The organism is Dyella sp. CR10 (assembly GCF_055814425.1).
Genome location: NZ_CP185986.1, coordinates 2,101,334 through 2,125,129 on the forward strand (window position 1 = coordinate 2,101,334; position 23,796 = coordinate 2,125,129).

General features: G+C 67.6%; 19 protein-coding genes. 7 read left to right on the forward strand and 12 right to left on the reverse strand.

All coding sequences use genetic code 11. From position 1 onward, the window contains the following. Positions 1-77: 77 nt before the first annotated feature. The 8 genes from ACNR9O_RS09345 to araD1 all read right to left on the reverse strand — a co-directional run bounded on the left by ACNR9O_RS09345 (position 78) and on the right by araD1 (position 12,126). Complete coding sequence (locus ACNR9O_RS09345) at positions 78-2,849, reverse strand: TonB-dependent receptor plug domain-containing protein (RefSeq protein WP_473681244.1); 2,772 nt, start codon at positions 2,847-2,849, stop codon at positions 78-80. A gap of 250 nt (positions 2,850-3,099) precedes the next feature. Further along, a complete protein-coding gene (locus ACNR9O_RS09350) occupies positions 3,100-5,064 on the reverse strand; it encodes a glycoside hydrolase family 127 protein (RefSeq protein ID WP_473681242.1) in 1,965 nt (654 codons plus the stop codon). After that, positions 5,061-6,467: an MFS transporter gene (locus ACNR9O_RS09355; RefSeq protein ID WP_473681240.1), complete on the reverse strand. Its 1,407-nt coding sequence runs from the start codon at positions 6,465-6,467 to the stop codon at positions 5,061-5,063. The genes ACNR9O_RS09350 and ACNR9O_RS09355 overlap by 4 nt, the downstream gene beginning before the upstream one ends. 49 nt (positions 6,468-6,516) lie before the next feature. Continuing rightward, a complete protein-coding gene (gene yjfF, locus ACNR9O_RS09360) occupies positions 6,517-7,455 on the reverse strand; it encodes a galactofuranose ABC transporter, permease protein YjfF (RefSeq protein ID WP_473681238.1) in 939 nt (312 codons plus the stop codon). A gap of 68 nt (positions 7,456-7,523) precedes the next feature. After that, the gene (locus tag ACNR9O_RS09365) at positions 7,524-8,609 is read right to left on the reverse strand and encodes an ABC transporter permease (RefSeq protein WP_473681236.1); all 1,086 of its coding nucleotides are present in this window, start codon (positions 8,607-8,609) and stop codon (positions 7,524-7,526) included. A 6-nt stretch (positions 8,610-8,615) separates the two neighbouring features. Next, positions 8,616-10,121 (reverse strand): sugar ABC transporter ATP-binding protein, encoded by a 1,506-nt coding sequence (locus ACNR9O_RS09370; protein WP_473681234.1) that lies wholly within the window; start codon positions 10,119-10,121, stop codon positions 8,616-8,618. Further along, the gene (locus ACNR9O_RS09375) at positions 10,121-11,080 is read right to left on the reverse strand and encodes an ABC transporter substrate-binding protein (protein ID WP_473681232.1); all 960 of its coding nucleotides are present in this window, start codon (positions 11,078-11,080) and stop codon (positions 10,121-10,123) included. Before ACNR9O_RS09375 ends, ACNR9O_RS09370 begins: the two co-directional genes overlap by 1 nt. Positions 11,081-11,118: 38 nt before the next feature. Continuing rightward, the gene (gene araD1 / locus ACNR9O_RS09380) at positions 11,119-12,126 is read right to left on the reverse strand and encodes an AraD1 family protein (protein WP_473681230.1); all 1,008 of its coding nucleotides are present in this window, start codon (positions 12,124-12,126) and stop codon (positions 11,119-11,121) included. A 169-nt stretch (positions 12,127-12,295) separates the two neighbouring features. Between araD1 and ACNR9O_RS09385 the strand changes: the two genes are divergently transcribed. Next, a complete protein-coding gene (locus tag ACNR9O_RS09385) occupies positions 12,296-13,234 on the forward strand; it encodes a LysR family transcriptional regulator (protein ID WP_473681228.1) in 939 nt (312 codons plus the stop codon). Between the two features lie 13 nt (positions 13,235-13,247). Here ACNR9O_RS09385 and ACNR9O_RS09390 read toward each other — a convergent pair whose 3' ends face one another. Beyond that, entirely contained in the window at positions 13,248-14,012 is a 765-nt protein-coding gene (locus ACNR9O_RS09390; protein WP_473700770.1) for an SDR family NAD(P)-dependent oxidoreductase, read from the reverse strand. A 211-nt stretch (positions 14,013-14,223) separates the two neighbouring features. Between ACNR9O_RS09390 and ACNR9O_RS09395 the strand changes: the two genes are divergently transcribed. The 4 genes from ACNR9O_RS09395 to ACNR9O_RS09410 all read left to right on the forward strand — a co-directional run bounded on the left by ACNR9O_RS09395 (position 14,224) and on the right by ACNR9O_RS09410 (position 19,064). Continuing rightward, on the forward strand, positions 14,224-15,948 hold the full coding sequence (locus tag ACNR9O_RS09395) for an IlvD/Edd family dehydratase (RefSeq protein ID WP_473681224.1): 1,725 nt from the start codon (positions 14,224-14,226) through the stop codon (positions 15,946-15,948). 431 nt (positions 15,949-16,379) lie between these two features. Then, entirely contained in the window at positions 16,380-17,141 is a 762-nt protein-coding gene (locus ACNR9O_RS09400) for a glucose 1-dehydrogenase (protein WP_473681222.1), read from the forward strand. 26 nt (positions 17,142-17,167) lie between these two features. Beyond that, on the forward strand, positions 17,168-17,605 hold the full coding sequence (locus ACNR9O_RS09405; protein WP_473681220.1) for a universal stress protein: 438 nt from the start codon (positions 17,168-17,170) through the stop codon (positions 17,603-17,605). A gap of 55 nt (positions 17,606-17,660) precedes the next feature. Then, positions 17,661-19,064 (forward strand): MBL fold metallo-hydrolase, encoded by a 1,404-nt coding sequence (locus ACNR9O_RS09410; protein WP_473681218.1) that lies wholly within the window; start codon positions 17,661-17,663, stop codon positions 19,062-19,064. Between the two features lie 4 nt (positions 19,065-19,068). Here ACNR9O_RS09410 and ACNR9O_RS09415 read toward each other — a convergent pair whose 3' ends face one another. Further along, positions 19,069-19,956, reverse strand: coding sequence for a universal stress protein (locus tag ACNR9O_RS09415; protein ID WP_473681216.1), 888 nt, complete (start codon positions 19,954-19,956; stop codon positions 19,069-19,071). 12 nt (positions 19,957-19,968) lie between these two features. Continuing rightward, positions 19,969-20,541: a GNAT family N-acetyltransferase gene (locus ACNR9O_RS09420; RefSeq protein ID WP_473681214.1), complete on the reverse strand. Its 573-nt coding sequence runs from the start codon at positions 20,539-20,541 to the stop codon at positions 19,969-19,971. Between the two features lie 239 nt (positions 20,542-20,780). Between ACNR9O_RS09420 and ACNR9O_RS09425 the strand changes: the two genes are divergently transcribed. Together ACNR9O_RS09425 and ACNR9O_RS09430 are read left to right on the forward strand one after the other, a co-directional pair. Next, positions 20,781-21,212 carry a universal stress protein gene (locus ACNR9O_RS09425; protein WP_473681212.1) on the forward strand — a complete coding sequence of 144 codons (432 nt, stop codon included), beginning with the start codon at positions 20,781-20,783 and terminating at the stop codon, positions 21,210-21,212. A 6-nt stretch (positions 21,213-21,218) separates the two neighbouring features. Next, positions 21,219-22,457: an MgtC/SapB family protein gene (locus ACNR9O_RS09430; RefSeq protein ID WP_473681210.1), complete on the forward strand. Its 1,239-nt coding sequence runs from the start codon at positions 21,219-21,221 to the stop codon at positions 22,455-22,457. Between the two features lie 4 nt (positions 22,458-22,461). Here ACNR9O_RS09430 and ACNR9O_RS09435 read toward each other — a convergent pair whose 3' ends face one another. Then, on the reverse strand, positions 22,462-23,748 hold the full coding sequence (locus ACNR9O_RS09435) for an NRAMP family divalent metal transporter (RefSeq protein ID WP_473681208.1): 1,287 nt from the start codon (positions 23,746-23,748) through the stop codon (positions 22,462-22,464). Positions 23,749-23,796 lie beyond the last annotated feature (48 nt).

The window sequence follows — 23,796 nt, forward strand, 5'->3', positions numbered from 1 at the left end:
CAGCACCCGCCGGCACCTCCCCGACGGGCGCTTCGGGTTCGAATCCCCACGGGGATTCGAACCCACGCGACCGCCCATCAGAACTCCCACCGTAGCCTCGCCCAGTAGTAACGCCCGACCGTGTCATAGGTAGAGGCGTCGGTATTGGAGGCGTTGGAGTAGTACCCGTAGTAGATCGGCGGCTTCTTGTCGAAGGCATTGTCCACGCCCATAGAGGCGGTCAGGTGCCAGGCCGGGAACTTGCGGTTCACCGAGATGTTGTGGATCACATAGTGCGGCACGTTGAAGTACACGCACTTGCCGTTGGCGTCGGTATTGAAGCAGTAGTTGTCATACGCGCTGCCGACCGTGCTGCCGCCGACATAGCGTGCGGTCCAGCCCGCATGCCAGTCGCGGTAATCCCAGCCGACATTGAGGTTCGCGCGCAGGCGCGGCAGGTTGCCCTGGCTCGACGTCTCGCCGACGTAGTTGTGGCTGGCGCCATCGACCAGGTAACGGGACATCAGCGTCGCATCCAGGCCGAACTGGAAGCGGCCCCAGCGCCCGGCATCGCGCTGATAGTTCAGCCCCATGTCGTAGCCGCGGATCTCGACCTTGTCGTAATTGATCGCGTAGGGAACGGTGACGCTGCGCAACTGGCCGTTGGTGTCGCGCGATACCAGCGAGCAGAAGGCTGCGCTGCCCTTGTAGCACTGGTCCAGCACGTAGGTGTAATCGGTGCCGGAGATCATATGGTTCATCTCGACCCGCCAGGCATCCACGCTGGCCGAGAAGCCAGGCAGCCAGTCCGGATCGTAGACCGCGCCGATGTCGTAGGAGTGGCCGGACTCCGGCTGCAAGTTGAAGTGCGCATTGGCGCTGCCGGTGACATAGACCGTCATCGCGCCCTTGTTGGTGAAACTGCCGTCGGTCGGCACGTTCTGGCAGCCGCCGGGCCCTGCCCCGCCGGTATAGCCCTCGCAGGGATCGCTATATGTACCCACATCGTTGATGCCCTGGTACGGCGAACCGTACAAGTCACCCAGCGCCGGCGCGCGGAACACCTGCGCAGCCGTGCCGCGCACGAGCAGGTCGGAGACCGGGCGCCACTCCAGCGCGAGCGAGCTGTTGGTGGTATTGCCCCACGCGCTGTACTTGGAATAGCGACTGCCGATGTTGAGGTTCAGCGAATGCGCCAGCGGCGCATCGCTCAGCAACGGCACCAGCAGCTCGCCATAGACCTCTTTGATGGACTCGCCATGCCCCTGCCGCAGGATGCAGCCGTCCATGTAGTCGCAGGCGCCGAAGGCATCGGCCGAAGCCACCGAACTGTGCGTACCCTGCTTGAAATCGTTGCGGCGGTAATCCAGGCCGAAGGCAGCTTTCACCTCGCCGGCAGGCAGCGTGAACAGCGTGCCGTTGGTGCCGAAGTTGACACTCTTGGTGGTGCTCTGGTCGGTCAGGTCGACGGGCAGCAGAGTCGAGCGCAGCGCGGCGATCGTCGCCGGATCGTTCGGATTGAACACATTGGCCGTCTCGAACACCTTGGCCAGCTGCGACGTCACCGCGAAGCCATAGCGCACCAGACTATCCTTGTAGCGCGCATAGCCGGCACTGACGTCCCAATGCCAGCTCGACTCGCCGAACGCGCCGCGCAGGCCGGCGACCGTATTGAGCTGCGTCATCGACGACACGTAGCGGCGGGTGAATACCGGCGAACGCAGGTAATAGTTGGACAGGTCCGCGCCGAACGGGTTGTACGGATTGACACTGATGTCAGCGCCGGTGCTGCCCGGGCTGATGCCGTACGGCTGCAGCTGCGAGGTGGTCTTGCTGCGCGTCCACAGCAAGTCCACATAGGCCTGCGTATCGGCAGTCACGTTGTACGTGCCGCGCAGCGAGAGGTTGCTGCGCTCGCCCGGCGTCATCATGTACTGGGTGGCGTAGTAGTTGTAGCGGTCGCCAGGGTTGCTGCCGAAAGCATGATAGTCGCCTGGTGTCAGCATGCCCGGACCCACGCCGCCGTTGGGCGCCACGACCGAACCGTTCGCCAGGATCGCCCGGGTGTTGCTGCCGGTCATGTAGCCGATCACGCCGTTGTTGTAGCTGAGCTGGTGCGCGGCGAAACTGCGGTCGCTGTTGTAGAAGGCGTTCTGGGAACTGCGTCCGGCCGCCACCATCAGGCTGCCCTTCTCCCAGGTCTTGCCCCATTCGGCGGCGTAGTTGCGGCGCATGTCATCGCCATGGCCACTGATGCCGTAGCCGGCTTCGAGCGCGCCGCCGTCATAGCCATCCTTGAGGATGATGTTGACCACGCCGGCGATGGCGTCCGAACCATAGATCGCCGAGGCGCCGGAGGTAAGGATCTCCACATGATCGACCATCGACGCCGGGATCGAGTTGATATCCACGCCCGGCGCGGCCGCGACACTGCTCGCCGGCCCGGTCATGCGATGGCCATTGAGCAATACCAGCGTGCGCTCCGGCCCCAGGCCGCGCATCGACACCAGCGCGCGCCCATGACTGAAACCGCTGTTGATCGACGTATTGGTCTGGAAGCCGGCCATCACCGGCATGTCCTGCAACAGGTCGCCGATGGTCGTCTTGCCGGTGTCCTCGATCCGCTGCCGGTCGATGGTGATCACCGGGCTCGCCGTTTCGATATCCACGCGCCGGATATGCGAACCGGTGACGACGACGCTCTCCAGCGTCTTGGCCTTCTTGTCCGCGCTCTTGTCGGTGTCCGGCGAGGCGTCCTGCGCCCACAAAGGGGCGGACGCCAGCACCAGGAGCACGGCCAGCGCCAGCGGACGCGGCCGGCCGGGCGGACATCGGGTGGAAACAGCGGCGCGAGCATGGCTCGGTGACATGGATGACTCCCCCTTTCGATTCGGCGACATGGATGACTCCCCTCTTGTGAATGGATGCAGCTCAACGCACCGCCGGAGCGATCTCGCCCCGGCCCGGCACGGCGAGGCCCCAACCCCTCGCCGCCCTGCCGCCACTTCGTGACGGCATGACCACCCCGGCGCCGTCCATGCTCGGCATGGACACGCTCCGTTTCGTTCGTTCAAATCCAGGCCTCACGATGCCTGTCGGCGCCGTCGCGGCCTCACTCGATCAACAGGTATCGACCCACACGCGCATTTCTCCTTCGCCACGGTTGGCCCAGCAGAAATACGGCACGAAGACCAACGGCTGGCGCTGCGGCACCGGCGCGCCGGCGTCGTAGCGATAAAGCGCATCGCCGCCGTCAGGCAGGCTGCGCATGCCCTCGGCATGAATCACCTGCTTGTCGCCGAGCACCCCCTCGCCTGGACGCACTTCGAACGTGGCGTTCGCAGGCAGGGCCAGCTGATGCAGATCGGCGCCGTTGTCGGCCTGCTCCAGGCAATACACCAGCGGCCCGCGTTGCAGCGCGACCTTGCCGGCAGCCTGTCGCAGCAACGGGTGCGCGCTCACGCGCCGCACCGGCATGGAAAGCTCCAGCACGATGCGATCGCCGGGATGCCACTGCCGCGCAAGATGCACGTAGCCTCGTTCGGCCACGACATCCATCGCCTCGCCATTGACATGCAGCTGCGCCTGCGCGGACCACTCCGGCAGACGCAACGCGAGCGTGGTGGCGAACGGCGCGCCGGCAAGAATTTCCAGCTCGACCCGCCCGCCCCACGGATAGTCGCCGCTCTGGCGCAAGGTGAAGCGCGCGCCATCGCGCTCGAACTCCGCCTCGCAGCCCAGGTAGAGGTTCACGTACAAGGCATCGTCGCGCTGCGTATAGATGTAGCTTCCGAGCGACGCCAGCAGCCGCGCGATGTTCGGCGGGCAGCAGGCGCAGGCGAACCAGCGCTGGCGTACGGGCTTGACGTGATCGTAGACATGGCTGCCCGGCATCGCCCGCGGCACCGTCTCCAGCGGATTGACGTAGAAGAAGCGCGTACCGTCCAGCGACATGCCCGCCAGCACGGTGTTGTACAGCGCGCGCTCCATCGCATCGGCGAAGCGCCCGTCGCCCTCCATCTCCAGCATGCGGCTGGCGAACATCATCAGGCCGATCGATGCGCAGCTCTCCGCATAGGCACTGTCGTTGGGCAGGTCGTAGGCGCTGGTGAACGATTCGCCCCAGCCCTGCGCACCGATGCCGCCGGTGACATACATCTGGCGCCGCGCCATGTCGTCCCACAAGCGCAGGCAGGCCTGGCGTTTCGCCTCGTCGCCGCTCAAGCGCGCCAGATGGGCCACGCCCGTCAGCAAATAGACGAAGCGAACCGCATGCCCGGTGGCGACCGTCTGCTCGACGATCGGCAGGTGCGCCTGGCTGTAGGCCTTGTCGCGCACCATCCAGTCGCGACCATGGTTATCCCAATACGAGGTGCGTCCGCGCTTTTCGTATTCGATGTCGTAGAAATGCGGGGAGGTGCCGCGCTGCTCGATGAAGTAGCGCGCCAGCGCCAGGTAGCGCGGCTCGCCGGTCGCCTCGTGCAGCCGGAGCAACGCCAGCTCCACTTCAGGATGTCCGGGGTAGCCATGCAATTGATCCGCGCCGGGGCCGAACACCGCATCGATGTGATCGGCGAAGCGGCAGCACACCTCCAGCAGCGCCCGCTTGCCGGTGGCCCGGAAGTACGCCACGCCCGCCTCGAACAGATGCCCGGCGCAATACAGTTCGTGGCATTCGGTCAGATTGGTCCAGCGCTCGCGCGGCGCCTTGGCGATGAAATAGGTATTGAGATAACCATCGGCCTGCTGCGCATCAGCGATCAGCGCGATCGCTTCGTCGGCGGTCTGTTCGAGCGCGGCGTCCGGCTGCCGGCTGAGCAGGTACGCGACCGCCTCCAGCCATTTGTAGAGATCGCTGTCCTGGAAGACCATGCCGCGAAATTCGCTCGCCGCCTGCCCCGCCGCGATGCGAAAGTTGGCGATCGCATGACTGGGCTCCGCGTCGTCGAGGCGATCGTTCAACGCCTCCCACTGGTAAGGCACCACCACCTCGCGCACCAGCGCCTGGTAGCGTGCCCAGAACGGCGAAGTCAGGCGGATGTGCTTCAGGTCGGGCGCCTGGGCGTGGGGTGTCGCAGTGGTCATGCAAGGGAGTCCGAGTGGCGTTGTTGCAGGTCGTGCCCGACGCGCCTCATCGTCGCGTCGTCCAGGCGGCAGAAGCCCAGGGTAAAAGCGAGCAGCAGGTGAATGGCCGCGGGAATCAGCGTCTGGATCGCGGTGATGCCGCTCAGCGCCGCGGCCGACTGCGCGGCACCGGCCTTGTATTGGACCAGGTACAGCACCAGCGCGATGATGCCGGCGCCGGAGGCCCAGGCCAGCTTGATGAAGACCAGGTTGAAGGCGAAATTCATGCCGGACGAGCGAACGCCGGTTTTCCACTGGCCGTAATCGTCGGCAAAAGCCATCACCGAGAAATGCAGCGGCAGGCAGAAACCCAGCACCACGCCGCTGACGAACATCGCCGCCAGCCAGGCCATCTGCCCGTCGGCACCGCCGGGGATGAACCACATCGACGCCGACACCACCGCCAGCACCAGGTTCACCCGGCGATAGAACCGCACCGTATCCATCCACCGCGACAACGGCCCGACCAGCAAGGCACCGGCGATCGCCGCCAGCGCCACGGCACCGAAGAACAGCGACGAATAACGTGCATCGCCCTTGAGCACGTAGGTGATGAAATACAGGTAGCCGCCGCCGCGCACATTGAGGATGGTGATCAGCAGGAACGACATCACCAGCATCAATTGCAGCTGGTCGTTGCGCCGCAGGGCATCGGCCAGCCGGCGCAGGGAGAACGGCTCGCTGCGCAGCGGCACCCGCTCGCGCACCCACAGAAAACAACACAGCAGCATGACGACGGCGAGCGCGCACATCGCCGCCGCGCCCAGCTGATAACCGCGCGCCGCGCCCTGCCCGCCACCCCATCGCTCCACCAGCCAGGGGAACGCGACCGAGACCAGCAGCGCCGCCGCGCCGCACAGCGCGAACCGCCAGGACTGGCACGACACCACTTCCTGCCGCGACACGGTGATCGCATTGATCATGGCGCAGTACGGCACATTGATCGCCGTGTAGCCGAGCGACAACAACAGATAGGTGACGCAGGCCCAGGCGATACGGGCCTGGCCTTGCAGCGGCGGCACGGTGAAGGCCAGCATCACCGCGATGCCCAGCGGCACGGCAACCCACAACTGCCACGGCCGGTAGCGCCCCCAGCGACTGCGAGTGCGATCCGCCAGCATGCCCATCACCGGGTCGGCGAACGCATCGAACACACGCACCGCCAGGAAGATCATCCCCACCGTCGCGGGGCTGATGCCGTAGACGTCGGTGTAAAAGAAATTCAGAAAATTCATGGTGAGCACGATAACGACGTTGCCGCCGGCATCGCCCAACCCGTAGCCCACCTTCTCGCGCAGGCTCAGCCGCGGCGCCGTGGCCGCCAGCGGCATCGACGACGCCTGTGCCGGCATGCTCACGGCCATGCCCGGACCTCCTTGCCGCGCACGACTGCAAAACACGAACGCCATGCCGTCATGGATTCACCCCCTTGGCCCGGAACACCCGCTGCAGCAGGCAGAACGCCAGCAGCAGCGCGCCGATGACGATGCGCGTCCACCAGGAACTGAGTTCGCCGTCGAACACGATCAGCGTCTGGATCAGGCCAAGCACCAGCACGCCCAGCAACGTACCCAGCACGTACCCGCTGCCGCCGGCCAGCAGCGTCCCGCCAATCACCACCGCGGCGATCGCGTCCAGCTCCAGGCCCAGCGCGTGCTGGCTGTAGCCCGACAGCATGTAGAGCATGTAAACCACGCCGGCCAGCGCCGCGCAGAAACCGCTCAGCGCATAGACACGCACCACGGTCGCATCCACCGGCAAGCCCATCAGGCGCGCCGACGACTCGCTGCCGCCGATCGCATATACCGCGCGACCGAACGGCGTGGCGCCCGCCACCAGCGCGCCCGCACTCACCACCCCCAGGGCCACCAGCGAACCGACCGACAGCATGCCGCCGGCCAGGGGAATGCGCAGGTTCGCGATCGAGGCCAGCCACGGATGCGTCACGTCGATCGAATCCACGCTGATCAGCGTCGCCGCGCCGCGCGCCAGGAACATGCCGGCCAGAGTCACCACGAACGGCTGCAGTCTGAAGCGCTGGATCAGGCACCCCATCGCCGCCCCGAACGCCGTGCCCGCGGCGAGCACCAGCCCGATGGCCGCCAGCGGATGCCAGCCGTGCCGCTGGATCAGGTCCGCCGCCAGCACGGTGCTGAAGGCCACCACCGCTCCCACCGAGAGATCGATGCCGCCAGCCAGGATCACGAAGGTCATGCCGACCGCGACGATGCACAGGAAGGCATTGTCGACCAGCAGATTGAGAAAGACCTGCGGCGTCAGAAAGCCGTGATAGAGCACGCCGCCGGCGCCCGCCATGGCCACGAACAAGGCCAGCGTCGCCAGCAGTGTCACTCGCGCCGGACGACGCCACCATGGACGACGGCTTGCAGCACCAGGCGCAACAGTGGATGCGACGGCATTCACGACGTCCGCCCCGCGCTCGTCCGCAGCAGTGCGCGCACCGAGGCGCGGCACACCGGCGATTGCAGCAGTATCACCGCGAAGACCAGTACGGCTTTGACGGCAAGATTGACCTGCGGCGGCACGCCGATCGCATAGATCGTGGTGGTGAGCGTCTGGATGATCAGCGCACCCAGCAGGCTGCCCGCCAGGCTGAAGCGACCGCCGCCCAGCAAGGTGCCGCCCAGCGCGACCGCGAGAATCGCATCCAGCTCCAGCAGCAAGCCGGCATTGTTGGCATCGGCGCTGTTGACGTTGGAACTGACCAGCAGCCCGGCCAGCGCCGCGGCGATGCCGCAGAACACATACGCGCCCAGCGTGATCGCCCGGGCCCGCACGCCGGCCACGTGCGCCGCCTGCGGGTTGTAACCGATGGCGCGCACGAACAAGCCCAGCGCCGTCCTGCCCAGGACAAGTTGCAGCAGCGCGAAGACCGCGGCGACCACGAACAGCGAGAACGGCAAGCCGAGCAGGAAGCCGTTGCCCAGGAAGGAGTACGGCGCGTAGTAAAGCGTGAGGATCTGCCCGCCGCTGATCGACTGGGCGATACCCCGCCCCGCCACCATCAGGATCAGGGTCGCCACGATCGGCTGCATGCCGGCCTTGACCACCAGCCAGCCGTTCCACAGGCCGCACAAAGCGCCTGTCGCCAACGCCGCAAGCACCGCCAGCACCAGCGGCAGCAGGCCTTCGGAGCCATTCGCGGTAGTCCGCCCCACGGTCCACGCGGCGACGGTCGCCGCGATCGCCAGCACCGCGCCGACGGAGATATCCACCCCGCGCAGCGCGACGACCAGGGTCATGCCCAGCGACACCAGCGCCAGCGGCGCGGCCCGATGGGCAATGTCGATCAGGTTGCCGTACAGATGCCCCTCCCGCCATTGCAGCGCGAGGAAACCCGGATTGAACACGCTGTTGCCGACCAGCAGCAGCGCCAGCGTCAGCACCGGCCACAGCAGCGGATGGGCCAGGCAAAGACGCAGGCCGCGACGCCAGCGCGACACTGGTTCCGGCCCATCGGTCACTGCCTGGGTCGCCTCGACCATGCCTGCTCAGCCCCCGGCGATCATCGCGAGCACCCGTGCCTCGGTGCTGCCGCCAGGCAGCTCGCCGGCCTTGCGTCGCTCGCGCATCACCGCGATGCGGTCGCACCAGCGGGTCAGCTCTTCCAGTTCGGCCGAGATGAACAGCACGGCCATGCCTTCGCGTGCGCGTCGCGCCACCTCGGCCATCAGCTCCTGCTTGGCGGCCACGTCGATGCCGCGCGTGGGCTCGTCCAGGATCAGCAGCCTCGGCTCGGTGACGAGCCAGCGCGCCAGCACCACTTTCTGCTGGTTGCCGCCGGACAACAGCCCCACCGGCGTCTCGATGTCGGCAGCCTTGATGCCCAGTGCCCGCACCAGGCGCTCGGCCAGTACTTCCTGCCGGGCGCGCGACATGCCGCGCCGCCATCCCTTGCGCGCCTGCAGCGCCAGCACGATGTTCTCGCGCACCGATAACTCGGCGACGATGCCTTCGCTCTTGCGCTCTTCCGGACACAAGCCCAGGCCACGACCCACCGCTTCGGCCGGATGACGCAGCTGCACGCTCTCCTCGCCGATGCGCAGCTCGCCCCGTTCGGCACGATCCAGGCCGAACAGCAGCCGCGCCAACTCCGTGCGCCCGGAGCCCAGCAGGCCACCCAGGCCAAGCACTTCGCCGCGCCGCACCTGCAGATCCACCGGATGCAGCTTGCCGCGACAGGCCAGCCCGTGCGCATCGATGGCCAGCGGGGCGTCGCCCGGGATGGCCCGATCCTCCGCACTACGTTCCGATACGGACAGCTCGCGCCCCACCATGGCGGTCACCAGGGCCGGCGCCGGCAGCTCGGCCACCGCGTATTCGCCGACACGTCGACCATCGCGCAGCACCGTGATGCGATCGCTCACGGCATAGACCTGATCGAGGAAGTGCGTGACGAACAGGATCGCCATGCCACGCTCGCGCAATTGCGCGATCACCCGGAACAGCTCTTTCACCTCGCCCTCGTCCAGGCTGGAGGTCGGCTCGTCGAGAATCAGCACGCGCGCCGACACACCCAGCGCGCGGGCGATGGCCACCATCTGGCGGATCGCCACCGGATAACTGCCCAGCGGCGCATCGACGTCGAGCTCCAGGTGCAGTTGGCGCAACAGCGCACGCGCGTCGGCACGCACCCGCGGCCAATCGATGGCGCGGAGCCAGCGCCGGCGCGGATAGCGCCCGGCGTACAGGTTCTCGGCCACCGACAGATTCGGGCACAGGTTCACTTCCTGATACACCGTGCCGATCCCTTCGCGTTGCGCCTGCGCCGGATCGGACAGTGCGATGACGCGACCATCGAGTTCGATGCTGCCGCGATCGGGGCATTCCACCCCGGTGAGCAGCTTGATCAAGGTCGACTTGCCGGCGCCGTTCTGCCCCATCAGGGCATGGACTTCGCCCGCGCGCAGGACCAGATCGACATCGTCCAGCGCCAGTGTCGCGCCGAAGCGCTTGCCCAGGCCGCGCGCCTGCAGCACGGGCGGCACCGCCGTCATCAGTATTTGCGTCCCGGCAATTCGGCTGCGGCCTGATCCTGGGTGAACACACCCTCCTCGACCACGATCCGGCGGGGCACCGGCTTGCCGGCGTGAACGTCGCCAATCAACTGCGCCAGCTGCGCACCGAACAGAGGATTGCACTCGACGGTGGCGTTGAGCTTGCCCGCCTTCATCGCCTCGAACGCCCCGCGCACGCCGTCGATAGAAACGATGCGGATGTCCTTGCCCGGTTTCAGCCCGGCCTCTTCGATCGCCTGGATCGCGCCGATCGCCATGTCGTCGTTGTGCGCGAACAGCACGTCGATATGACCACCCTCGGCCTTGAGAAAGGCCTCCATCACTTCCTTGCCCTTGGCGCGGGTGAAGTCGCCGCTCTGCGAACGCACCAGCTCGAAGCGCTTGTCGGTGTCGATGATCTCGTGGAAACCCTTCATGCGATCGATCGCCGGCGCCGATCCGACCGTGCCCTGGAGCTCGACCACGCGGATCGGACCGGGCTTGCCGTCGCTGTCCTTGAGCAGCCAGCGCCCGGCCTTGCGCCCTTCTTCGACGAAGTCCGAACCGATCAGCGTGGCGTACAGCGAGTCGTCAGACACTTTCACCGCGCGGTCGGTCAGCACCACCGGAATGCGGGCGGCCTTGGCTTCGCGCAGCACCGGCTCCCAGCCGGATTCGACCACCGGCGAGAAGGCGATCACGTCCACGCGCTGCGCGATGAACGAGCGCAACGCCTTGATCTGGTTTTCCTGCTTCTGCTGCGCATCGGAGAATTTCAGGTCGAAGCCCGGCGCAACCAGCGCCGCCTTCACCGATGCGGTATTGGCGGTGCGCCATTCGCTTTCGGCACCGACCTGGCTGAAGCCCACGGTGACCTGCCCGGCCTGCTTGCCCGCATCGCGCGAACAACCGGCGAGCGCGAGCAGCAGCGTGGCGCCGAGTACGCATGCGTTCTTCATCCATCCTCCCATCCGGTTGCCGCCACGGCCGACCGGCATCACAGCGGACGCACCCCGTGCAACGCGAAAGTGGTCGCCGCGCCGCGCAGCGGATTGCGCAGCGGCGCGCCGAGTTCGGGCAGCTCGATTTCGAAGACATCGCCAGGCTGCGCGCGCACGTCGTCGGCGAAGCTCAGCGTGGCGGTACCGAAGAAATGCAGATGGACATCGCCGGGCCGGCGATGCGCGGCGTACTTGAAGTGGTGGTATTCTAGGTTGGCCAGCGAGTGGCACATGTTGGCCTCGCCGGTCAGGAACGGCTTCTCCCACAGCACCGCATCGCCGCGGCGGATACGGCTGGAACCGCGCAGATCCGACGGCAGCTCGCCGGTGCGCAGCTCCGGCCCGACCGCGCAGGCGCGCAGCTTGGAATGCGCCAGGTACAGGTAGTTCTGGCGCTCGGTAACGTGATCGGAGAACTCATTGCCGATGGCGAAGCCCAGGCGATGCGGCGTGCCGTCCGGACCGATCAAGTACAGCCCGACCAGTTCCGGCTCCTCGCCGCCATCCAGGGCGAAGTCCGGCGACGACAGAGCGGCGCCCGGCGCCGCCACGATGCTGCCGTCGCCCTTGTAGAACCACTCGGGCTGCGCACCGGGCGCATCGCCCTTGGGTATGCCGCCTTCCACACCCCACTGGAACATCCGCATCGAGTCGGTCAGCGCGCCGGCCTCGGCCTTCTGCTTGAGGTTCTGATGCATGGCGTCGCGTGCCGCGGCGCTACCCAGGTGGGTCAGGCCGGTGCCGGTGACGCGGCAATGCGCCGGGTCCGGATGGTGCAGCGGCGTGAGCACACGGTCGCTCGCCAGCAGTGCTGCGTAGTCGAGTCGCGTCTCGCCGCCCTGCCGTTCGGCCTGCGCATCGAGGCTGCGCCCGCCCTGGATGGCGAGGGTCGCCAGGGCGTAGGTCGAATCCACGTCATCCAGCAGACGAACCTGCGAGCCCCACGTATCGACCACCCCCACTCGCGTGGCACCGGAATCGTCAAGCAGCTGGATCAAGCGCATCGTGTCGCATCCCCGCCGGCGGCAGCGCCAGCCCCAAAAAGTGAACCCCGGACCTGTGCGCACCCCAGCGCGGCAGGTCGGAAACATGTCGATCCTGCATGTGAAATCGATATACGACAAATAGATATTTCGTCGTAACCTATATGAAATCTATTATCGAAAGGCTGTCATGCGTCCCACGCCCTGGTTCGTCCGCGCGCGCCTGAAGACCCGCCAGCTGATGCTGCTGATCGCCATCGAGGAAGAGGGCAACATCCACCGCGCCGCCGAGGTGCTCAACATGTCCCAGCCGGCGGCGTCCAAGCTGCTCAAGGATCTGGAGGACATGCTCGGCGTATCACTGTTCGAACGGCTGCCGCGCGGCATGCGCCCGTCCTGGTACGGCGAAAGCATGATCCGCCACGCCAGGATCGCCCTCGCCGGCCTGAATGCCGCCGGCACCGAGATCGAATCACTGAAGGCCGGACGCGCCGGCGCGGTCGCCATCGGCGCCATCGCCGGCGCGGCAGTCAGCCTGCTGCCCACGGCGCTCGCGCGGATCTCCCAGGCCCACCCGGACCTGCGCGTGTCATTGCTGGTGGAAAGCAGCGACGTGCTGCTCGAGCGACTGGAGCAGAACCGCCTCGACCTGATGGTCGGGCGCCTGTTCGCCGGCCACGACAACCGCAACCTGCATTACCAGGCGCTGGCCGAAGAAGAGGTCTGCGCCATCGCGCGGCCGAAGCACCCCATCTTCGCCCTGCCCGCGCCCGACCTGGACGACCTGGCCGGCGCGGCCTGGATCGTGCCGCCGGAAGGCAGCGTGCTGCGCCACCGTTTCGAGCTGATGTTCCGCAGCGCCGGCCTGCAGGCACCGCAGCGCGTGATCGGCACCGCCGCACTGCTGTTCCTGACCAAGATGCTGCAGGAGAGCGACTACCTGGCCGTGGTGCCGCGGGACGTCGCCCTGCATTACGCCGAGCACGGCATGGTGCGGATCGTGCCGGTGGAGCTGTCCTGCCGGATGGATTCGTTCGGCATCATCACCCGCACCGACTGGCTGCTGTCGCCCGGCGCGAAGACCGTGCTGCAGGCGCTGAACGAGGTGGCGGCCGAGGTCTACGCCTGAGCGCGCGACGCGCTCACGACCACCCGGCATCGACCACGAACTCCTGCGCCGTGCATGCCCGCGCCTGATCCGACGCCAGGAACAGCACCATCGCCGCGATGTCCCGCGGGTACACCTTGTCGGGCAGGCACTGGCTGCGCTGAAGCTCGCGCTCGCCCGCGTCGTCCAGCCACAGCTGCACCTGGCGCTCGGTCATTACCCAGCCCGGCGTGACGATATTGATGCGGATGCGCCGGGCACCCAGCTCCCGCGCCAGCCCGCGGGTCAGGCCGTGCATGGCGGACTTGGCGGCGGCGTACACGGGATAGCCCGCCGTCTTGGTCTGCCACCCGGTGGAACCGAGATTGACGATGGCCCCGCCGCCCAGGCGCCGCATGCCCGGCACCACCGACTGGATGGCGAAGAACGCCGGCCGCTGGTTGATCGCGATCCGCCGATCCCAGTACGCGGGCGTGACCTCCTCCAGCGCATGCCGATCGTCGCTGCCGACGTTGTTGACCAGGACGTGGAAATCGCCAAGCTCCGCCGCCGCCTCGGCGATGGCCAGCTGCAAGGCTGCCACGTCGGCGACGTCGCAGCGCCGCCACCAGGGCCGGGCATGCCCCGCGGCGTCCACTCGCTCGGCCAGCGCGGCGGCCGGCGCCTCGGCCAGATCCACGAACGCGACCTGCGCCCCTTGCGCGGCAAAAGCTTCCACCAGCGCCGCGCCGATGCCGCTGCCGCCACCGGTAATAAAGACGCGCCGCCCCTGCAGATCGGGATAGCGGACCTCGGCCATGGACGAGGTGGTGATGGGTGTTGCCGTGACTTGTCGACCTTGCATGCCTGCCCTCCGTCGGGCGCTATCGATATACGTATGCATATCGAATTAGTGAAATTTGTTATTTTTACCGTATCACTATGCCCGCTAGGATTTTGGCCGTAAAGCCGTCCGGCCCGCGCCGAAGCGCGCCGTTTCCCGTCTACAGCCAAGGTCTTCCACGCCACCCATGGGTTCACCCAAGAAGCCGCTCAGGCGCAGTCAGGAATGGTTCGGCCGCGAAGGCAAACAGGGGTTCTATTACCGCAGCTGGCTCAAGGGCCTGGGCTTGCCCAACGACCTGTTCGACGGGCGCCCGGTGATCGGCATCTGCAATACCTGGTCGGAGCTGACGCCATGCAACAGCTCGTTCCGCGAGCTGGCCGAGCACGTCAAGCGCGGCGTCTACGAGGCCGGCGGCTTTCCGCTGGAATTCCCGGTGATGTCGCTGGGCGAGACCCAGATGCGCCCCACGGCCATGCTGTTCCGCAACCTGGCCAGCATGGACGTGGAAGAGTCCATCCGCGCCAATCCCATCGACGGCGTGGTGCTGCTGATGGGCTGCGACAAGACCACGCCCGCACTGATGATGGGCGCAGCCAGCGTGGACCTGCCGACCATCGGCCTGTCCGGCGGCCCCTCGCTGTCGGGCAACTGGCGCGGCCAGCCGATCGGCTCGGGCACCGGCGTGATCCGCATGTCGGAAATGGTGCGCGCCGGCGAGCTGGCGCAGGAGGAATTCGTCGAGGCCGAAGCCTGCATGCAGCGCTCCAAGGGCAGCTGCATGACCATGGGCACCGCCTCGACCATGGCCAGCATGGTCGAGGCCCTGGGACTGTCGCTGCCGGAAAACGCAGCGATCCCGGCCGTGGATTCGCGCCGCTTCCGCCTGGCACACCTGTCGGGCCGCCGCATCGTGGAAATGGTGCATGAGGATCTGCGCATGTCGAAGATCCTCACCCGCGCCGCCTTCGAGAACGCCATCCGCGCCAACGCCGCCATCGGCGGCTCGACCAATGCGGTGATCCATCTGCTGGCACTGGCCGGCCGCCTCGGCGTCGACCTGACGCTGGACGACTGGGACCGGCTCGGCTCCCACCTGCCCTGCCTGGTCAATCTCAAGCCATCGGGCGAATACCTGATGGAAGATTTCTACTACGCCGGCGGCCTGCCTGCGGTGCTGCGCGAAATCGCCTCGCACCTGGACCTCGGCGCCATGACCGCGAACGGCCGCACGGTGGGCGAGAACATCGCCAGCGCGCCGTGCTGGAACCGCGAAGTGATCCGCCCGATCGAAGCACCGCTCAAGCCCGAAGCCGGCATCGCCGTGCTGCGCGGCAACCTCGCGCCGCACGGCGCGGTGATCAAGCCCTCCGCAGCCTCCCCGCACCTGCTGCAACATCGCGGTCGCGCCGTGGTGTTCGAGAACATCGACGACTTCAAGGCGCGCATCGACGACGACGCACTGGATATCGACGAAACCTGCGTGATGGTGCTGAAGAACTGCGGCCCGCGCGGTTACCCAGGCATGGCCGAAGTCGGCAACATGCCGCTGCCGCCCAAGCTGCTGCGCCGCGGCATCACCGACATCGTGCGCATTTCCGATGCGCGCATGAGCGGCACCGCCTACGGCACCGTGGTACTGCACGTCTCGCCCGAAGCCGCCGCCGGCGGCAACCTGGCACTGGTGCGCGACGGCGACATCATCGAACTGGACGTGCCCGGCCGCCGCCTTCATCTGGACCTCGACGACGCCGAACTGGCACGCCGGCGCGCCGAATGGAAAGCACCGCCGGCGCCGGAACGCGGCTGGGCGAAGCTCTACGTCGACCACGTACAGCAGGCCCACCTCGGCGCCGACCTGGACATCCTGGTCGGCGGCAGCGGCTCGGATGTGGCGGGCGACTCGCACTGACGACGCGCCCGGTACAGGCCCGAGCGCGATGACCGGCTCGCGCCGATAACACCCACACCGCCGATCCCGCCCCGGCACTCCGCCCGAGCCATAGGCATGGCGTCGCCGCGCCACGCATGTCGATACGGCGCATCGAACGTTCATGCCGACCTCCCGGCGTCATGACCTTCACGACGCCCGGCCTGCGCACGCCAGCGTCGATTGACGCAAATCAACACGCTCCCGCGCCGCCTGCCTACAGTGCCTTGCAGACACGGATCACGTCTCTGCGGAGACCTGCCATGCGCGACATCCCGGCGCTCTCGAAACGCTTCTGAGGCCAGGACTGGCGACGCCATCGACCCGGCACGTCGATCGATCGCACGGATCGCGGGCCATGCCTGACCAGCATGGCGGCACAGACCGGCCGGGCAACTTTTGGGAGATCACCGATGAAAAGGCTCGAAGGCAAAGTCGCCCTGATTACTGGCGGCGCACTGGGCATCGGCGCCGCCTGCGTGCGGCGCATGGTCGAGGCCGGCGCGCGCGTGGCGATCGTTGACGTCCTGGACGAACCCGGACGCGCGCTCGCACAGGAACTCGGCGAGCGCACCTGCTACCTGCACGCCGACGTGGCGGTGGAAGACGATGTGCGCCGCGCCGTGGCCGATACCGTCGCGCACTTCGGACGCATGGACGTATTGATCAACAACGCCGGCATCTCCGGCGCCAATAAGCCCACGCACGAACTGACCGAGGCCGAATGGGACCGCGTGCAGGCGATCAACGTCAAAGGCGTGTTCTTCGGCACCAAGCACGCCATCGCGCCGATGCGCCAGGCCGGCGGCGGCAGCATCATCAATCTCTCATCGATCTATGGCCTGGTCGGCGCGCCGGACGTGCCGCCGTATCACGCCTCCAAGGGCGCGGTACGCCTGATGAGCAAGACCGATGCCCTGCTCTATGCGGCCGATCGCATCCGCGTGAACTCGATCCATCCGGGCTTCATCTGGACGCCCATGGTGGAACACCACCTCGCCACCCTCGACGGCGATGCGGCCACCAACCGGCAAGGCGTCGCCGCCCTGCATCCGCTGGGCCACATGGGAGAGGCCGACGACATCGCCTGGGGCGCGGTGTACCTGGCCTCGGACGAAGCGAAATTCATCACCGGCAGCGAACTGGTGATCGATGGCGGCTACAGCTGCCGCTGACCGCCGCGATGCGCAAGGAGACACCGATGTTCAAGCACATTCTCTTACCGACCGACGGCTCCGAAGTATCCCTGCGCGGCGTCAAGCTCGGCATCGAACTAGCCCGCTCGTGCGGGGCGCGCGTCCATGCCCTGCACGTGATTCCGCCATTCCACACTTTCACCTACGTGGCGGAGATGCTCGCGGCGACCGAAGCCACCTACATGCAAGGCGCCGTCGAACGCGCGGAAACCTATCTCGCCGAAGTGCGCAGCCTGGCCGAGAAAGCCGGCGTGCCTTACGACGGCGGCCACGTGGTCAGCGACCTGGCCGGCGACCGGATCGTGCAAGAGGCGCAGCGACTCCATTGCGACCTGATCGTGATGGCCTCGCACGGCTGGCGCGGCATCACCAAGCTGCTGTTGGGCAGCGAGACGCAGCGGGTGCTGCAGACCAGCGTGGTGCCGGTGCTGGTATGCCGCTGAGGCTCTCATCGAGTGCTGCTGGCGATATCTCGCCAGGATCGCGGAGGCGGCAGGCATGAGCGCAGGCATGAGCTACAGCGCCCACGGCGCGGCCAGGCAAGTCACCGGCTCCTGCCATCTGGTGCGCTGCGGAGAGCGGCGCATCCTGATCGATTGCGGCCTGTTTCAGGGCGGCAGCGACCAGCATGACCTGAACTACCAGCCATTCGGCTTCGACCCGGCGGATATCGATGCCCTGCTGCTCACCCACGCGCATCTCGATCACTGCGGCCGCATCCCGCGCCTGGTGCGGCAGGGCTTCCAGGGGCGAATCCTGACCACATCGGCGACGCGCGACCTCGCCCGCATCGTGTTGCTGGATGCCGCCGGCCTGCAGGAAGAAGATGCCGCCCGCGCCGAACGCAGCGGCCGGCGTCGCGGCGAGCACGCCGGGTTGCCTCTGTTCACGCTCGACGATGCGTTCCACAGCCTGGATTATTTCGATCAGCCGGTGGCTTACGACCACTCCATCACCGTGGCGCCCGGCATTACGGCGCGCTATCTGGATGCCGGCCACATTCTTGGCTCGGCCTCCATTCTGCTCACGCTGGAAGATCAGGGGCGCACGTGCACCGTGCTGTTCTCGGGCGACCTGGGCAATCCCGGGCGGCCGATCCTGCGCGATCCCACGCCCGCCCCGGCGGCCGATTACGTCGTGATGGAAACGACGTATGGCAATCGCCCGCATCGCGCCCTGCCCGACTCGGTGGAAGAGCTGTATCGCGCCATCAACGAAACCTTTGCGCGGGGCGGCAACGTGGTAATCCCGACCTTCGCACTGGAACGCGCCCAGGAAATCCTCTACTACCTGCACCTGGGCGCCGCCGGGGGCAAGCTGCCCGCGCGCATGCCAGTGTTCCTCGATTCGCCGATGGCGATCTCGGCCACCGAGATCTTCCGCCGCCACCCCGAATGCTTCGACCGGCCGTTTCTCGACCAGCTGCGCGACAGCGACCCCTTCGCCATGCCGGGGCTGCGCTTCATTCGCGACGTCGAACAGTCGATGGCGATCAACCGCATCGAGAACGGCGCAGTCATCCTGGCCGGCTCGGGCATGTGCACCGGCGGCCGGGTGCGGCATCACCTCAAGCACAATCTGTGGCGCGAGCGCAGCAGCGTGGTGTTCGTCGGCTATGCCGCGCAGGGCACGCTGGCGCGGCGCATCGTCGATGGCGCCAGGTCGGTGCGGCTGTTCGGCGAAGATATCCAGGTGCGCGCGCAGGTATGGACCATCAATGGTTTCTCCGCGCATGCCGACCAGGGCGCGCTGCTGGATTGGCTGGGCCACTCGGCGCGGCGCGAAGTCTTTCTGGTACATGGCGAATACGAGCGCGGCATGGCCGCGATGAGCGAGATGCTGCAGCAACGCGGCATCGCCAGCCGGATTCCCGACCTGCACGAGGTGATCGCGCTGGATTGAACGCTCAGTGCTGCATCAGCACCGGCAGGGACGCCTGTGCCAGCACCCGCCGCGTGGCGCCGCCGAGAATTCGCTCGCGCAGCCGCGAGCGCCCGTAAGCGCCCATCACCAGGAGATCCGCATTCATCCGTCCGGCCTCGTGCAGCAGCGCGTCGCCCGCCTCGTGCGCGGAGGTATGGATACGCCGCCGCGTGACGGCGATGCCATGGCGTGCCAGATGCTCGATCGGATGGAAGTACGGCATAACCTTGCCGTCGTCCTCCAGCACCGGGGCCGCGCCGTCGACCAGCACCACCTCGCGCGACAGCGCGAGGAACGGCAGCGAGGCATGAATCGCGCGCACCGCTTCGAGACTGCCATTCCACGCCAGGAGCACGCGCTCGAATGCCAGCTCCTTGTCCCAGCGCGGCGGCAATACCAGACAGGGCTTACGGCAGCCGAGCAAGGCCTCGCCGAGCAGCTCGAAGCCGCCATCGTCATTGCCGATATCGCGCTCCAGCACGATCAGGTCGTGCCAGGCGCCGAGCTGGTGCATCGAGCGCGCCAGCCCGGTTTGCGCACAGATCCAGGTCGCCCCCTCGACGCCGCAGCGGCGCGCCAGCGTCGCGAAGGCCTCGGCCTCGCCCTCCGTATCGCGCGGCAGCTCCAGCAGCAGCGACAGCACGCTGGGCTCGGCATCCACGCCATGCAAGGTGCGCAGCACCGGATCGACGAAGCATCCGGTGACGTGACTATCCCACGGCTTGGCCAGCGCGAAGGCCGCCATGACCGCGGGACTCCAGGGGCCGGCCGACGTCACCAAAGCGAGAATCTCCGTCGGGAAATGGCGAATCTCGCCGCGCGGGATGGCGGCGCGACTGGACGCGTCGAATCGATGCAGGCGCAAGGTCATGGGCGGCTCCGGTCACAGGTCCAGCGTGTGCATCACGCGAGCGGGATCGTCCGGCGACAACTCGCGGCGAAAACCGAGGAAGTCGGCCAGGCTGTGCATGCATTCGTTCGATGCCTCGTCGATCGAGAACATGCGCTTGAAACCATTGGCGCGCGCCACGTCGATCAGGTGGCGCATCAACAGCACGCCAAGCCCCCGGTTCTGCCAGTCATCGGCGACCGTCACCGCGCATTCGCACTGGTGCTCTTCGCTGGTGGCGGCGTAGCGACTCACGCCGATTTCGCGCAACTTGCCTTCGTCGTGCAGCAGCGCCACGAAGGCGACCTGGCGCGGAAAATCCACCTTCATCAGCTGGTCGACCAGCGCCTGGCTCGGCTGGCGGAAATCCCCCAGGAACCGATAGCGGCGCGCAGTGGGCGACAGTCGGCGGATGAAGTCCTCTTCGCGCTCGCGGTCTTCCGCGCGCAAAGGCCGGATGAGTACCGGCGTACCGTCGCGCAAATGCTCGATCCAGTGCGTGCCGGCGAGGAGGTGCGGGAAGTTTTCGAAGGAGCCCTTGGCGGGCTGCGGTGCGGTCGTGGTCATGGCATGGCCCTGGCTGTCGATGGATGGCGCCGTCCCCGGCGAGCGGAAATCGTCATGCCCTGTGTATGCCTCTCGCACCCGGCATGATTTGACGCCGATCAACTGCGCGCCACTGGCGGGCACGATCGGGACGGCCGGCCGCGCCCCGGCACCGGCGCTTGACCGGCATCAATAAGCCGCCGCCGCAGCCGCGCGAGGCTGATTCCATGCGCGGGCCACTGCCCGCGGAGGAGCCACTCATGTTCAAGCACATTCTCCTGGCGACCGACGATTCGCCGGCCGCGCGCCGCGCGGAGCGCGCCGGTGTCGAGCTGGCCGCGCGACTGGGTGCGCGGCTGCGCGTGCTGCGGGTGCTCGCGCCGGAACCGGCGGTGAGCCTGGTGGCCGACGTCATCCAGGGCGAGATGCCCGCATTGCGCGCGATCGTTCGCGCCAACGAGCATCTGGGCGGCGTACTGGCCGCCGCCACGGCCGCCGGCGTCACCTGCGAAACCGAACACGTGTTCGACAACCGCCCCTACGCCGCCATCGCCGGCGCAGCCACGAAATATGGCTGCGACCTGGTCGTGATGGGGGCGCATGCCGGCGGCGGGCTGAGCGAACTGCTGCAAGGCGACTCGACGCGCAAGGTGATACTCAACTGCGACGTGTCGGTGCTGGTCTGCCGGTAAGCGGCCGTGTCAGCGCCTGACCTGGCCGGCCTGACGGCGGCCCTGGGTATCGGGTTGCTGATCGGCTTGCAGCGCGAACGCGCCAAAGGCCGTTCGGACCGCCCGCGCGGCGAACCCGGCCTGCGCAGCTTCGTGCTGCTCACCCTGGCTGGCGCGGTGGCAGACCTGCTTGGCACGCCAGCCATCCTGGCGACCGGTTTCGCCGTGGCCGCACTGGTCGCCATGAGCCGCTGGCAACGCCGCGCCGATGGCGCCGGCCCGACCGCGGAAGTGGCCATGCTGGCTGCCTTCCTGCTGGGCATGCTGGCGCTGCACGAACGTGCCCTGGCCAGCGCCCTGGGCGTGATCGTCGCGGTCGTGCTGGCCAGCAAGGCCCGGTTGCATGCCCTGGCCAGGCATTGGCTGTCCGAGCGGGAGCTGCACGATCTGCTGATCCTGGTCGTAGCGGTGTTCGTGGTGCTGCCGCTGTTGCCTGACCGCGCCATCGACCCGTGGCAGGTGCTCAACCCGCGCAAGCTGTGGCGGCTGGCCGTGGCGATCATGGCGATCGCTTCGCTCGGCTACCTCGCACTGCGCGTGTTCGGCTCGCGCCTGGGGCTGGGACTGGCCGGCCTGGCCGGCGGTTTCGTATCCAGCACCGCCACCATCGCCGGCATGGGCGAGCGCGCCCGCCTGTCGCCGGCACTGGCCCCGGCGGCGGCCAGCGCAGGACTGATGTCCAACGTCGGCACAGTGGCGCAGCTGGCGGTCGTATTGGGAACGGTCTCGCCTTCGCTGCTGCGGCAACTGGCCGTGCCGCTCGTAGTCGCAGGCGCGACCGCGGTGCTCGCCGCGCTGATGTCCAGCCGCCACCTCCTGACCGACCGCGACCAGGTGCGCGCACTGGCCGGAACGCGTCCGTTCGAGCCGCTGGCGGCGGTCCGCTTCGTCGCCCTGCTCGCCGGCGTGATGGCGCTGGCCGCGATGGCGCGCGAGTGGCTCGGGCCTGGCAGCACGGCGGGCGTGATGGCGCTGTCCGGGCTGATCGACGTCCACGCCGCCGCGGCTTCGGCGGCGCAGCTGGACGCGATCGGCCGCATCGCCCGCGATGATGCGCTGCGCGGCATCTTCGCCGCGCTGGTGGCCAATTCGTCACTGAAGTGCGTGGTGGCCTTCGTCAAAGGCACGCGATCTTATGCATGGCGCATCGCGCCCGGCACATGCGCCGTGATGCTGGCGTTTGGCGCCGCCATGCTGGCCGGCTGACCCCTCAGAGCAGCATCCCCGCCACCACGACGGCCATCGCCAGCGTCGCCAGCCAGCCCAGCCAGCGCAGCGAGCCGGTGATGCGGAACGCGCCCATGACGGTTTCGCGCGTGGCGATCAGCATGATGCCGATCATCAACGGCACCGAGATCACGCCATTGATCACCGCCGCCCAGAACAGCATGCGGATCGGATCGATGCGCGACACACTGAGGATCGCGCCGAGCACGGTCGACCCGGCGATGATCAGATAGAACACGCGCGCATCCCCGGGCTTGTTGCCCAGCCCGGCCTTCACGTCGAACGCTTCGGCCACCGCATAGGCCGCCGAGCCCGCCAGCACCGGCACGGCCAGCAGGCCTGTACCGACAATACCCATGGCGAACAGCGTGGCGGCGAAGGGGCCGGCCAGCGGCTGCAACGCACCGGCCGCGTCGGCGGCGGTATCGATGTGGGTGACGCCATGCGCATGCAGCACGGCGCCGGCGGTGAGCATGATGAAGAACGCCACCACGTTGGAGTAGATCATGCCCACGTCGGTGTCGAAGCGGATACGCGCGAAGGCCTCATCGGCCTGCTCCGGCGCCGTCACCAGCGGCGACTGGGCGGCATCCGCCTCCTCCTCTTCCGCCTCTTCCGAGGCCTGCCAGAAGAACAGGTACGGGCTGATCGTGGTGCCGAACACCGCCACCACCGTCACCAGATAGTCGTGCCACGGCCAGCCGCGCGGCACCAGCGACCGCCACACCTCGCCCCACGGCACGTCGATCACGAAGACCGTCGCCACGTAGGCGAACAGGCTCAAGGTCATCAGCTTCAGCAGCGGCGCGTAGCGCGGGAAAGGAATCACCACCTCCAGCAGCAGCGACAGCGCTGCGAAGGCCAGTGCGTACAGCACCGGCGGCCCGCCCAGCAGCAGGCGCAGCGCCGCGCCCATGGCGCCGATGTCGGCGGCCAGGTTGACGATGTTCGCCGCCAGCAGCAGCGATACCAGCGCGATCAAGGCGGGCCGGGGGAAATGCCGCCGCATGTTCGCCGCCAGGCCACGGCCGGTGACGCGGCCGATGTGCGCGCTCACCGTCTGGATACCGATCATCAGCGGCAGCGTGAACAGCGTGGTCCATAGCGCGCCGTAGCCGAACTGGGCGCCGGCCTGCGAATAGGTGGCGATGCCGCTGGGGTCGTCGTCCGCGGCACCGGTAATCAGGCCGGCGCCGAGGCGGCGCAGCCAGTGGCGCGGCGGGGTGCGGGCCGTGGCGGTGTCGATGGGCGGATAGGTGTCGGATGGCATGGCATTGATCTACGCGAAGCCCGCATGGGCCATGTTGATGCCAATCAA

Excerpts from the sequence above, each read along its gene's own strand:
- ACNR9O_RS09345 (WP_473681244.1), bottom strand. The coding sequence starts at position 2,849 with ATGTCACCGAGCCATGCTCGCGCCGCTGTTTCCACCCGATGTCCGCCC.
- ACNR9O_RS09350 (WP_473681242.1), bottom strand. The coding sequence starts at position 5,064 with ATGACCACTGCGACACCCCACGCCCAGGCGCCCGACCTGAAGCACATC.
- ACNR9O_RS09355 (WP_473681240.1), bottom strand. The coding sequence starts at position 6,467 with ATGGCCGTGAGCATGCCGGCACAGGCGTCGTCGATGCCGCTGGCGGCC.
- ACNR9O_RS09365 (WP_473681236.1), bottom strand. The coding sequence starts at position 8,609 with ATGGTCGAGGCGACCCAGGCAGTGACCGATGGGCCGGAACCAGTGTCG.
- ACNR9O_RS09370 (WP_473681234.1), bottom strand. The coding sequence starts at position 10,121 with ATGACGGCGGTGCCGCCCGTGCTGCAGGCGCGCGGCCTGGGCAAGCGC.
- ACNR9O_RS09375 (WP_473681232.1), bottom strand. The coding sequence starts at position 11,080 with ATGAAGAACGCATGCGTACTCGGCGCCACGCTGCTGCTCGCGCTCGCC.
- araD1 (WP_473681230.1), bottom strand. The coding sequence starts at position 12,126 with ATGCGCTTGATCCAGCTGCTTGACGATTCCGGTGCCACGCGAGTGGGG.
- ACNR9O_RS09385 (WP_473681228.1), top strand. The coding sequence starts at position 12,296 with ATGCGTCCCACGCCCTGGTTCGTCCGCGCGCGCCTGAAGACCCGCCAG.
- ACNR9O_RS09390 (WP_473700770.1), bottom strand. The coding sequence starts at position 14,012 with ATGGCCGAGGTCCGCTATCCCGATCTGCAGGGGCGGCGCGTCTTTATT.
- ACNR9O_RS09395 (WP_473681224.1), top strand. The coding sequence starts at position 14,224 with ATGGGTTCACCCAAGAAGCCGCTCAGGCGCAGTCAGGAATGGTTCGGC.
- ACNR9O_RS09400 (WP_473681222.1), top strand. The coding sequence starts at position 16,380 with ATGAAAAGGCTCGAAGGCAAAGTCGCCCTGATTACTGGCGGCGCACTG.
- ACNR9O_RS09405 (WP_473681220.1), top strand. The coding sequence starts at position 17,168 with ATGTTCAAGCACATTCTCTTACCGACCGACGGCTCCGAAGTATCCCTG.
- ACNR9O_RS09410 (WP_473681218.1), top strand. The coding sequence starts at position 17,661 with ATGAGCGCAGGCATGAGCTACAGCGCCCACGGCGCGGCCAGGCAAGTC.
- ACNR9O_RS09415 (WP_473681216.1), bottom strand. The coding sequence starts at position 19,956 with ATGACCTTGCGCCTGCATCGATTCGACGCGTCCAGTCGCGCCGCCATC.
- ACNR9O_RS09420 (WP_473681214.1), bottom strand. The coding sequence starts at position 20,541 with ATGACCACGACCGCACCGCAGCCCGCCAAGGGCTCCTTCGAAAACTTC.
- ACNR9O_RS09425 (WP_473681212.1), top strand. The coding sequence starts at position 20,781 with ATGTTCAAGCACATTCTCCTGGCGACCGACGATTCGCCGGCCGCGCGC.
- ACNR9O_RS09435 (WP_473681208.1), bottom strand. The coding sequence starts at position 23,748 with ATGCCATCCGACACCTATCCGCCCATCGACACCGCCACGGCCCGCACC.